Origin of the sequence: Methylobacterium durans, assembly GCF_003173715.1 — a bacterium.
Taxonomy (GTDB): domain Bacteria; phylum Pseudomonadota; class Alphaproteobacteria; order Rhizobiales; family Beijerinckiaceae; genus Methylobacterium; species Methylobacterium durans.
Genome location: NZ_CP029550.1, coordinates 2,856,898 through 2,868,737 on the forward strand (window position 1 = coordinate 2,856,898; position 11,840 = coordinate 2,868,737).

The 11,840-nt window shown below is 62.4% G+C and carries 9 protein-coding genes; 8 read left to right on the plus strand and 1 reads right to left on the minus strand.

Annotation, left to right across the window (positions count from 1 at the left end):
- Positions 1–40 precede the first annotated feature (40 nt).
- The 4 genes from DK389_RS13090 to DK389_RS13105 all read left to right on the plus strand — a co-directional run bounded on the left by DK389_RS13090 (position 41) and on the right by DK389_RS13105 (position 5,708).
- Positions 41–415, plus strand: coding sequence for a VOC family protein (locus DK389_RS13090; RefSeq protein ID WP_109890141.1), 375 nt, complete (start codon positions 41–43; stop codon positions 413–415).
- A gap of 791 nt (positions 416–1,206) precedes the next feature.
- The gene (locus DK389_RS13095; RefSeq protein WP_236960843.1) at positions 1,207–4,074 is read left to right on the plus strand and encodes a response regulator; all 2,868 of its coding nucleotides are present in this window, start codon (positions 1,207–1,209) and stop codon (positions 4,072–4,074) included.
- 193 nt (positions 4,075–4,267) lie between these two features.
- Complete coding sequence (locus DK389_RS13100) at positions 4,268–4,627, plus strand: response regulator (RefSeq protein WP_109890145.1); 360 nt, start codon at positions 4,268–4,270, stop codon at positions 4,625–4,627.
- Positions 4,628–4,673: 46 nt separating this feature from the next.
- The gene (locus tag DK389_RS13105) at positions 4,674–5,708 is read left to right on the plus strand and encodes an adenylate/guanylate cyclase domain-containing protein (protein ID WP_109890147.1); all 1,035 of its coding nucleotides are present in this window, start codon (positions 4,674–4,676) and stop codon (positions 5,706–5,708) included.
- A 519-nt stretch (positions 5,709–6,227) separates the two neighbouring features.
- Here DK389_RS13105 and DK389_RS13110 read toward each other — a convergent pair.
- Positions 6,228–9,245: a bifunctional diguanylate cyclase/phosphodiesterase gene (locus tag DK389_RS13110; protein WP_162560629.1), complete on the minus strand. Its 3,018-nt coding sequence runs from the start codon at positions 9,243–9,245 to the stop codon at positions 6,228–6,230.
- Between the two features lie 395 nt (positions 9,246–9,640).
- Here DK389_RS13110 and DK389_RS32325 point away from each other — a divergent pair, with 395 nt between their 5' ends.
- From DK389_RS32325 to DK389_RS13125, 4 genes are all read left to right on the plus strand, one after another.
- Entirely contained in the window at positions 9,641–9,808 is a 168-nt protein-coding gene (locus DK389_RS32325; RefSeq protein ID WP_162560630.1) for a hypothetical protein, read from the plus strand.
- A 287-nt stretch (positions 9,809–10,095) separates the two neighbouring features.
- Positions 10,096–11,304 (plus strand): IS256 family transposase, encoded by a 1,209-nt coding sequence (locus tag DK389_RS13120; RefSeq protein WP_109890153.1) that lies wholly within the window; start codon positions 10,096–10,098, stop codon positions 11,302–11,304.
- A 39-nt stretch (positions 11,305–11,343) separates the two neighbouring features.
- Positions 11,344–11,478, plus strand: coding sequence for a hypothetical protein (locus DK389_RS34975; RefSeq protein WP_257791942.1), 135 nt, complete (start codon positions 11,344–11,346; stop codon positions 11,476–11,478).
- Between the two features lie 132 nt (positions 11,479–11,610).
- The gene (locus DK389_RS13125; protein WP_109890155.1) at positions 11,611–11,808 is read left to right on the plus strand and encodes a hypothetical protein; all 198 of its coding nucleotides are present in this window, start codon (positions 11,611–11,613) and stop codon (positions 11,806–11,808) included.
- Positions 11,809–11,840 lie beyond the last annotated feature (32 nt).

The window sequence follows — 11,840 nt, forward strand, 5'->3', positions numbered from 1 at the left end:
TCCAAGGCTGACTCCGGTGGACCTACGTTGGAGAGGAAGAATGTTCACTCACGTCATGATCGGCAGCAATGACCTTCAGCAAGCTAGAGGCTTCTACGACGCCACATTCGCCGCCCTAGGAGGCAAGCCTGGTAAAATGGATGATAGGGGCAGGTTGATCTATGCCCATGACGGTGGTCGGCTGATGGTAACGAAGCCGATCGACGGCAATCCGGCGACCGCCGCTAACGGCGGGACGATCGGTATCGCTGCCGCAAGCCGCGACCATGTTCTCGCTTGGCATGAGGCCGGTATCGCGCATGGCGGTACTGCGATCGAGAGCCCGCCCTCAGAGCGCCCGAATGGATCCTTCGTTGCCTATCTGCGCGATCCGGACGGAAACAAGCTCACCGCACGAACTCGGGCAACGAAGTGACGAGACCGGTGGCAAGCGCGAGGGCAAGCGAGTTGGCGGAGGCCGTCACAGGCGTCCGCAGGCACTTCCACCTGACGGCGCCGACCACGCCCGGCGGGAACCTGACGCTCAGCAGCAACGTCCCTCTACAAGGAGAGGTGGACGATGCGTGAGGAAGTCCAAGCGTTGGTGGACCCCCTCATCAAGGGTATCGAACTTGATGAAGGCTGCGCCTACAAGCTCGCTTTAGGGGCGACCTGCTGGATTGGCTCAGCGGATCGACCGGGCGAGAACAGCTGCTGCAGCAGGCCGCCTAGCCCCGGCTCATCACCCGCCTGAACGCTCACTGCCGTGCCGATGATGCGGCTGCTCAATACCAAGCCGATCACAGGCAGAGAGGTAGCAGCGGCATTAGGCACGTCGAGAGAGGGCCGAAACGGTGCGGAAAGAGGCCAGATTGTCGCCGCCGTGCGGGGAGAATCCTGGCCAACCTGCCGCCCGCTCCACGTCAGCTCTAGACGAACCCATAAGACCATTCGTCGCTGTTTGTCACAGACCGCTCACTGCCCATAAGGCGCTGGCACTGGACAAGGGACGGCTATCTAGCAGCCCAACTATGCAGTATAATCTACAATGAAGGCAAAAGACGGCCACGCAATTGCAGGTGAGACGAACAAGATTTTCTTAGATTGTGTTCCTTCACCTCCGAAGTGCTGTAGCGGATTGTGCCTGAATTTCATGTAAAATCATACTCTAAATCTGTCTGATGGTTGGGGCCTATGCGTCGTAAGTCTAAGGCGGTGGGGCATGAAATGGCAGCTTCCAACACAGAGCCTCGCGACGGCGAGCGGCAGCGCCTTATTGAGGCGATCGAGACCAGCTCGGACGGCTTTGCACTGTTCGATGCCGAAGATCGCCTTCTCCTCTGCAACGGTCATTTTCGCCAATTTCACCCCGGCCTCGACGATGTGATTGTCCCGGGGGCGTCGTTCTCCGCGATTGCCCGCGCTGCCGCGGAAAGCTGTTTCGTGCGGGATGATGGCACGACGGTCGACGCATGGCTCGAAAGGCGGCTCTCTCTCTACCGTGACCCACGCGGTCCGATCCTCCAGCAGCAGATCGACGGGCGCTGGACACAGATCAACGAACGAAAGACCCGAGATGGCGGGACGGTCGCCGTCTATACTGACGTCACCGAGATCAAGCGTGCCGAGCAGGCCCTGCTCATGACCGAAGCGCGGCTGACCTATCTCCTGACTGCGTCACCGTCGATGATTTGCAGCTTCGAGGTGGGCGGCCGAAACCAGCCGACCTTCATCAGCGAGAACGTGCGAGATCTCCTCGGTTATGAGCCGAGCGATTATCTCGCCGGTCCGGAGTTCTGGCTGGAGCGGCTTCACCCTGACGACCGGGACCGGGTCTTGGCCGAGTTCCCGCGCCTTCTGGAGATGGGCCACAACGTCATCGAGTACCGGTTCCTGCTCAAGGACGGCACCTATCGCTGGGTCAGGGACGAGCAGCGCCTCGTCCGCGGTCCGCACGGCGAGCCAGTCGAAGTCGTCGAGTCTTGGAGCGATGTCACCGAACGCAAGGAGGCTGAATTTGCGCTTTGGGAGCAAACCGCCTTCGTCGAGTTGCTGCAGGTGACAGCGGCCGCGGCCAACGAGGCCGTCACCGTCGAGGATGCTGTGCGGTTCTGTCTGCGCCGGATCTCCGCTCACACTGGGTGGCCGCTCGGCCACGCCTACGCGCTGGCTGAGGACGGGAGCGGAACGCTTGTACCGACCGGCATCTGGCATTGCGACGCGCCGGAGCGCTTCGCGCGCTTCCGGACCATTACTGAGGAGACGCAGCTTTCGGCCGGCGTCGGCCTGCCAGGACGCGTGCTGGCTGCCGGCGAACCGCTGTGGATCCTCGACGCTGAACTGCAGCCCGACCTCCCGCGCGCCGCCGCGGCTGCCGCAGATGGAATCAGAGCAGCCTTTGGCTTCCCGATCACGATCGGGCGTGAGGTCGTCGCGGTGCTGGAGTTCTTCGCGTGCGAGGCGCGGGCACCGCAGCGGGCCCTGCTCAAGGTCATGATCAACATCGGCGCACAACTTGGGCGGGTGATTGAGCGCAAGCGCGCGGAGGAGAACCTGCGCCAGGCAAAGGACGCCGCGGAGAACGCAAGCCGGGCCAAGAGCAGCTTCCTTGCCAACATGAGCCACGAGTTGCGGACGCCGCTCAACGCCATCATCGGCTTCACACGACTTGTGATGCGCCGCGCCAAGGACGCATTGCCTCCGAAGCAGCTGGAAAATCTGGAAAAAATCCTGACGAGTTCCGAACACCTACTGTCACTCATCAACACCATCCTCGACCTCGCAAAGGTCGAGGCGGGCCGAATGGAGGTGAAGGCGTCGGAATTCGCGCTCGAGCCAATCCTTGACCTCTGCCTCCGTACGGTCGAGCCTTTGGTCAAGAGCGAGCGCGTGCGGCTGGTCAAAGATGTTCAGGGCCTGCCGGAAATCGTCCGCACAGATCAGGAGAAGCTGAAGCAGATCCTCATCAACCTTCTCAGCAACGCCATCAAATTCACTGAAACTGGTTCGGTCACGCTGCGCGCTCGCCCCGTAGGAGACCAGATCGCGCTCGCGGTGGTGGATACGGGCATCGGCATTCCGAGTGCGGCGCTGTCCTTGATCTTCGAGGAGTTCCAGCAGGTCGACAACTCCGCGAGCCGCGTGCATAGCGGAACGGGGCTTGGCCTCGCAATCAGCCACCGGCTGGCACGGATGCTCGGCGGCAATGTCGCCGTGGAGAGCCGGGAGGGCGAGGGCTCGACCTTCACGCTCACCATTCCGCAGTGTGTCGAGGGTGCGCTCGATCTTCAGTCCAGTCTACCGTCGCCAGTGCTCGCGTTGGACGTTGCGTCCCGGACCGGGTCCAGGCTCGTGCTTGCGATCGATGACGACCCGAATGTCGTCTACCTGCTGAAAGAAAACCTGTCCGACGCGGGCTACGACGTGGTTGGCGCCTCCAACGGTGAGGACGGCCTTCGCAAGGCGCGCGAGCTTCAGCCGCGCGCGATCACCCTCGACATCATGATGCCAGGGACGGATGGCTGGCAGGTGCTGCACGCGCTCAAGACCGACCCGCTGACGCGCGAGATCCCCGTCATCCTAATCTCGATTGTCGACCAGAAGGAGCTCGGCTTCCGTCTCGGCGCCAACGACTACATCGTGAAGCCGTTCGAGCGTGAGTCGTTGATTGGCGCCCTGACGCGCATCGCGCCCAACAGCGAGCGCATTCTCGTGGTGGACGATGACTCGAACGTAGTCGACCTCGTCCGCCAATTGCTGGACACCGAGGGCTGCACGATCGATTGGGCTCCAGACGGCGTTGCGGGCCTCGAACGCATCGCGCAGGCGCGCCCGAGCGTGATCCTCCTCGATCTCCTGATGCCGCGCATGGATGGCCTCACCTTCCTTGACCATCTCCAGGCCGATCCCATTGGCCGGACGATCCCCGTTGTCGTATTGACGGCGGCATCTCTGAACGCGGCCGAGCATGGCATGCTGCGGGAGCGCGTGCTCGGCCTGATCGACAAGCGGGGCCTCGATCGTGACGCCCTCGTCCGGGAGGTCAGGCGGGTGTTGCCGCAGTCGGAGGGCCAGGCGGCCGAGGTCGGTCTATGAGCTGGGCCGAGGCTGCACGGGTGGTCGCGATGAGATGTCGGCCTAGCCGCGGCGGCCCCCTCTGCTCGCGAGCCGTGGTTCATCCTGCCAGTTGCCAGATTGTTGCCGAGAAAACGGGTCTAGTTGGTCTCGGGCCATTCTCGTGCCGGCAACTCCTAGGGCTTCTGCACGCGGTCTGCGAAGGTCTTGCCCGATGAAGACCATCCTCATTGTCGAAGACGTCGAGCTGAATCGCGATTTGCTGACGCAGCTTCTGGAGGACGACTACGTGCTGGTGATCGCGGTCGACGGCGAAGCGGGCGTCGCGATGGCGGCGAGCAATACCCCGGATCTTATCCTAATGGATCTCTCGCTGCCGGTCATCGACGGCTGGGAGGCAACGCGGCGCATCAAGGCCAACCCAGCGACGGCGGGTATTCCCATCATCGCGATAACCGCGAACGCGATGAGCGGCGACGAAGACAAAGCCAAGGCGGCGGGCTGCGACGATTTCATGACGAAGCCCGTCGACGAAGACCTTCTTTTCGCCAAGCTGCATCACTGGCTCGCATGAGTGCGAGCGGCACTGAAGCGGCCTTGGCCTGGAGAGAGCGAGACCTGTGGACCCGGCACGCATCCTCATCGTCGATGATGAAGCTTTCAATCTCGACCTGCTGGAGCAGGAACTCGAGCTTCTCGGACACATGAGCGTCCGAGCCGCGAACGGACGCGCGGCACTTGATCTCCTGAACGAAGAGCCGTTCGATCTCGTCCTACTCGACGTGATGATGCCGATGCTCGACGGCTACGCCGTGCTGGATAGGATGAAGTCACACGCTCGGCTGCGTCATACCCCGGTGGTCATGATCTCGGCGCTGACAGAGATCAGCAGCGTTGTGCGCTGCATCGAGATGGGAGCCGAGGATTACCTGCCGAAGCCTTTCGAGCCGGTGCTGCTAGAAGCTAGGATTCGTGCCTGCCTGGACAGGAAGCGGCTCCACGATCGGGAGATGGCGCATCTGGAGACCATTGAGCGCCAGCGGAAGCGAGCCGACGAACTGCTCCACGCGATCCTGCCCGTAGCGGCAGTGGCCGAACTGATGGCGACCGGTCAGGTCAAGCCCCGGCTCTTCCACGATGTCGCAGTGCTCTTCATTGATCTCGTCGGTTTCACAGCTTGGTGCCACAGCCAAAGCCCTGAAACCGTCGTCGCTGAAGTTCAGTGTTTGGCCGAAGCGTTCGAAGTGGTGGCGCACCGGCACGGTATGGAAAAGATCAAGACGATCGGCGACGCCTTTATGGCGACGGCCAACCTATTGTCGCCCCATACCGACCCCGTGACTGCGGCTGTCCGCTGCGCGCGGGACATGGTTGCCATTGCGGGTGATGGTTCTGCTGGCTGGCGGATCCGGGCCGGTATTCACATCGGTTCGGTCGTCGGCGGCATCGTTGGCCGAACGAAGTTCACCTTCGATCTCTGGGGCGACACGGTGAACGTGGCCGCGCGCCTCTGTGCGCTCGGAGACGGATGTGCTGTTCACCTATCGAAGGAAGCCTCTGCCCGTGTACATGACGCAAGCCCGATCCGTCCTGTCGGCAAGGTATTCCTTAAAGGTAAGGGCGAGTGCGAGATCTACTGTTGCGAGTTTGCGTAGCATCCCGTTGCCGGTGAATGAGGTTAATTGCGACCTCGGACCACACCTGAAGGAATTTTGTAGCGAACGGGGCTGAAAACGTTCCACGCCAGCCACAGTGGCCGGGCGTCGTGTGCGGAAGTGATGAGCTACGTCTACTGCTCCCCGACCACGCCTGTGGTGATTGCTGAGAAGCAAGAGCGCATAGTCGGCATCATTTTGGCGCCTTTGCTACCGAAGACTCACGCGAGACGATCCGTCGCCAGGCCAACTTCTTCACCACCTACTCCGTCGTTTGTCATGGCACAGGGGCTGCGAAGCTGGTCGTGCGCGACCTTCGTGGCACCGCGCAATTTCTCGGTAATCGCGTCGCGGCCACACATTCTCAGGTCGTCGTTCTGACGTGGTCGGACGACGTCATCAGCCCGAACTCGGCTCCCACGGACACCAAGCCGTCTCCGCGGCCAACGCAAGAGGTTCGAGCAGGCGAGGATAATGAGCAGGTCGTCCCGCCGGGCATGATCCCTTAAGACTGAGGCCTCACGCTGCTGCGTCCCACTTGCCCGTCTGAGCAAACTGGAGCGCCTCCGCTGCGGGGAGAGGCCGACTGAATAGGTAGCCCTGCACCTCAGTGCAGCCCTTGAGTCTAACGCGCTCAAGCTGATCCGCCGTCTCGACGCCTTCGGCCGTGATCGCGATGCCGAGGCGTGTACCGAGGGCCACGACTGCTCGAATGATCGCTGCCGTGTTCGGCTCGGCGATCTCGCGGATGAAGGAGCGGTCGATCTTGATCTTGTCGAACGGAAATTGGCGCAGGTAGCTCAGACTGGAGTAGCCGGTACCGAAGTCGTCAAGCGCGATGCGTACCCCGAGTGCGCGCAGGCGATGCAGGATCGCTATGACGGTCTCAGCGTCGGTCAAAAGCACGCTCTCGGTGATTTCTAGTTCCAGCCGACTCGGTGCAAGGCTAGAAGCCAACAGAGCCTTGACGACGCTCTGCTCCAGGCCGGGCTGCTGGAACTGAACGGCCGAGACGTTTACGGCCACACGTACGTCGCTCGGCCAAGCGGCGGCTGCGCAGCATGCCTCGCGCAACGCCCACTCACCCAGCGGGACGATCAAACCGCTCTCCTCCGCGATCGGGATGAACTCGGCGGGCGAGATCGCACCACGCACCGGATGCTGCCAGCGCAGAAGCGCCTCGAACCCGCCGATACCTCCCTTCGTGAGATCGACGACCGGCTGGTAGTGCAGGCTGAACCCGCCGCTCGCGATAGCCTCGCGCATATCGAGTTCCAGCAGGTTCCGAGCTGCCACAGCGGCGTCCATACCAGCCTCGTAGAACCGGAACACGTTCCGCCCAGCCGCCTTGGCGCGATAGAGCGCGATGTCTGCATTCTTGAAGAGGGTATCGGCGTCGTCTCCATCCTGGGGACCAGCAGCAATGCCGATGCTCACCCCGATGTGGGCCATGCAGCCGTCGAGGTCGAAGGGCTCACGGATCGCGCCGATGATCTCCTGCGCAATCATACTCGCGGTAGTGAGGTCAGGCAGGCCGGGGAGGATCACGACGAATTCGTCACCGCTGAGCCGTGCGACCGTGCCACGCTCACGAACGATCTGATTCAGGCGTTCAGCCACACACCTCAGCAGCGCATCACCGACCGGATGGCCGAAGGTGTCATTCACCGCCTTGAAGCGGTCGAGGTCGAGGCAGAGCACCGCGAAGTGACCACCACCTCGGCTTATCCGGCCGATCTCATCGTGCAGGCGCTCGCGGAAGAAGGTGCGGTTGGGTAGGTCCGTCAGGGCATCGTGCAGGGCCATGTGCTCGACGCGAGCTTCGGCCTCCTTGCGCCGCGTGATGTCGAGATGCAGGCCGACGAAGCGGATCACCTCGCCGGTGGCTTCGTCGAAAATGCCCCGCGCAAACACCTGTACCCAGCGCGGCCTTCCTCCAGGCAGAGGTTCGACCGTCCGGAACTCGCCACTGTAGGTTGAATGCTGCTCGATGGCCTGTTGCACCCCGCGCCAGACCTGCGGCAGGTCATCCGGGCAGACCCGCGCCTCCCACTCGGCGATGGTCATCTCAACCACGCAGTCCGAACTAACCTCAGGAGTGACGGGTATGCCGTGCATGCGGGCACTCTCGGCGGAGTGCCGCACGAGGCCGGTTTGCACGTTCCACTCCCACAAACCCGCCTCTGCCGCTTCCTGGGCAAGGCGCAGGAGATCGGTCGTCTCCTCAAGCTGCCTACGGGCCGTGAGTATGTCGTCGATGTCGAGAGCGGTCCCGAGCCATTCCACCACCTCACCCTCTCGCCGGACGGGGATGACGATGAGCTTGTGCCAGCGGTAGACACCATCTTGGCGGCATAGGCGCGCCTCGATCTCGTAGGGCTGACCCACGGTTCTGGCGGCGTCCCATGCCTCTACGAAGCGGGGGCTATCCTCAGGATGAAGGCGCTTGAAGCGCTCAGAGCGTGTCGCACCGTAGGGGCCATAGAAGCCCCGGAACTGCCGGTTCGAGTAAGTTGCGTCGCCCCTGTCGCCGGACATGACCCAGACCATCTGCGGCAGAGCGTCGGCCAGCATGCGCTGTCGCGCCTCGGCTTCAGCGTAAGACTGCGTGGCCGCGTCGGCTGCGCGCTGTGCATCCAGCATCCTGCACAGGATTGGCAGTGAGACAGCGATGGCAATGAACGCGAGGAAGGCGCCCAAGCCCGCGAGCAAGGCGATGGATCGCGTCAGCGGAGCGACGAGAGCAGCCTCTTCGATGCCGATGCTGACCTGCCAGCCTGTCAGCGAGGAGCGCAGGAAGTGCACCGCAATGCGCTGACCGTCCGCGTCCGTGCCGGACCACGTACCTTGGCCGGGATTGTGCTCGGAAAAGCATCGCGCGCGTTGGCCAATCATTGAACTGCTGTTGATCGAGCGAGCGATGATGAGGCCGTTACGATCTGAGATCGTGCCGAAATACGGAGCGCGGATACCCGATCGCTGAAGGAGATCGGCGAAGACCAGCGGATGCATGCTGGCGTCGAGGATGTAGAGCAGCTTGCCAGCGCGGGTCACCGGCACGCTCAGCACCACCATCGGCAGCTTCAGGAAATGCCCTGTAGTCAAGTCTGAGACATATGGCCTCTTCGTCTCAGCCATGATGCGGTCGGCATCCGCGGGGGTCTGCGGAAGCGACGTGCCAAACGGCTTGCGGGTGTTCACCCGCTGCTGGCCAGTCGGATCGCGCAGGATCACCGCGATGCCTTCAGCTTCGAGCAGGTCACGACCTTGCTGATCGAACCGCGAGAAGTCGCCTGCATCGAGCGCAGGGGATGTTGCGAGAGCCTGGAGCATGGTGATCCGGGCCTCGATGAACCGGTCGATCTCGTCGGCGGCTCTCTGGGTCAGATCGATGGTGGTCGCCTGATATCGCTCCTGCTCTGCGCTCACCCAATGCCATGTGATCACGGCGCAGAAGATCAACGTCGGCACAACGAGGGCGAGCGCGAATGCCATCGCGTAGAGAACCAGAGGCCGTGTCGGAATCGGCAGGGACATGCAACACGCTCGATGGTTCGACAGACAGGTCGAACCTCCAACGTGAGCGATAGCGCGCAGACCGTTACCGCGGCCTCTTGCCGGATGCTTAATTTTGGGCGAATGCGTCCCTAGAGCGGTCAAGCTGACCAGCAATGTCTTGGCGCCATATTGCGGACCAGAGTGCAGGCTCTGGAGCGGCTGCTCATCTACATCCATCCATGCGAAAAATTGGTTCGCCGTGAACGATCAATTGCAGCCTCAGGTATTGAAAAATTTCGATAGGTAGTCTATTCAAGACCGATTAGTACTGATTAATTCAGATCAAGTGGGCATTCTTCATTGGGATAAAACTGGTTCAGCACTTGCCCGCCCTCGGAAGTCGTGTAAACCCCTCCGCGAGGGTGAGGGCTGATATGAACATCATTCCGCTGATTGTCAGTGCATTGCTTACACTGGCTGCAAGTGCGGCTTATGTCTCGTTGCGGTATTCGCAACAGGATGCTGTACTGGAGAGTGTTTCCGGGGCCCTCCTGATCGCCGGTCTCGCGGTGTTAGGTGGTAGTTTGCCCCTGTTTCGCTGACGCACTGTCTCTGAGCGCCGACTCGACGCTTCCCCGAAATCCTCATTGCCGGGTCAGGTGCAGTCCACTTTGTGCCGGAACAATGTGAGCCATCGTTGCCGCTGGTGCTCAGGCTGGTCATGCAGCAGGTGGCATCGTTGAGAGAAAGCCGCGAGGTTCGAGGCCGCGTGGTAGCGTCCACGGACGAGGTGTAATTTCCGGGACCGTTTCGGTGGGGATTGGGGTGGCCATCGGGGCCGGCGGCTAAGGTGGAGTTTGCGGACTTCAACCTGAGCCGGGAGCACCCGATGACCGACGACAGAGTGGCACTGATCGAGGCGCTGCAGAAGGCTGACGACGGCAACTTCCTGCGCTCGTTGGCCGAGACGGTCCTGCAGATCCTGATGGAGGCCGACGTGGAGGGCCTGATCGGCGCGGGCCGCTACGAGCGCACAGGCGAACGCAGCACCTACCGCAACGGCTATCGCGAGCGCAGCCTCGACACACGGCTCGGCTCACTCAACCTGAAGATCCCCAAGCTGCGGACCGGCAGCTACTTCCCCGGCTTCCTGGAGCCGCGCCGCACGGTCGAGAAGGCGCTGGTCGCCGTGATCCAGGAGGCGTGGATCGCCGGCGTCTCGACCCGGCGCGTGGACGACTTGGTGCAGGCCATGGGCCTGTCGGGCATCTCCAAGTCCTCGGTGTCGAAGCTGTGCAAGGAGATCGACGAGCGCGTCGGAGCCTTCCTGACGCGTCCGCTCTCGGGTGCGTGGCCCTATCTCTGGCTCGATGCCACCTACCTGAAGGTGCGCGAGGGCGGTCGCATCGTCTCTGTCGCTGCCATAGTCGCCGTCGCGGTGGACACCGAAGGCCGGCGCGAGATCGTCGGCCTGCACATCGGTCCCTCCGAGGCCGAGGTGTTCTGGACAGACTTTCTGCGGAGCTTGGTCAAGCGCGGGCTCTCGGGCGTGCAGCTCGTCATCTCGGATGCCCACGAGGGGCTCAAGGCGGCCATCCGCCGGATGCTGAAGGCGACCTGGCAACGCTGCCGCGTTCATTGGACCCGGAACGCGCTGGCTTACGTGCCGCGCACCCAGCAGACCATGGTGGCTGCCGGCCTGCGCCACGCCTTCCAGCAGCCCGATCAGGACGCCGCCCGGGCCGCCCTTCAGCACCTGGGCGAGCAACTGCACAACCGCTGGCCGAAGCTGAAGGTCTTCATCGAGGCCACGTGCGAGGACGTGCTGGCCTACCTGACTTTCCCGCTCCAGCATCGGGCCAAGCTTCACAGCACGAACCCGCTGGAACGCCTCAACAAGGAGATCAAGCGGCGCGCCGATGTGGTCGGCATCTTCCCCAACACGGACTCGATCCAACGCCTGATCGGTGCGGTGCTTCTGGAGGCCAACGACGAGTGGCAGCTTCAGCACCGCTATATGCAGATCGAGGGCATGGCCGGGTTTGCTTCGGCGTTGATCGAGGAGAGCGTCACGACACTTCCACCACAGGCTGCCTGACCGATGGCGGCTCCAATTCCACCCCGAAAGTCCACCTCATTGACGGACGTAACCGGCCGCGTTGTTGCTCGTGTTGCGGTCGCGATGAGCTGTCGCAAGCACGACCTCTTCCTTGATGAACTCGATCTTGCGCAGTTCAACGTGAAAGTCCGCGACAGCGAAGCCACTGCCTGAAGGGTGCGCTGGTGATTGCTTGGGAGCATCACAGCGTCGGCTGAAGACGCGTAGTCCACGCTCCGGTCATGTTATGCTCTTCGAGAGATGTCGGAGACATCCGGCTGCAAATGGCCGCTTCGGATCTGTGTCATGGACAACAGGAGAGTTGCCAAACGTCGTCTGGCAGGCATCATGGTCGCCGAGATCGTGAGCTACAGTCGCCTCATGGGTGCGGACGCGGCGGGCATGCTGCGTCGCCTGGACGCGCTCCGCCGGGAGCTGATCGACACTCGAATCGCTACTTCCCACTGCTGGATTGCTGCTAATCCGTCGACGACACTTCAGTGACTGGCATCACGGATCCTGCCAGCGAGAAGTTC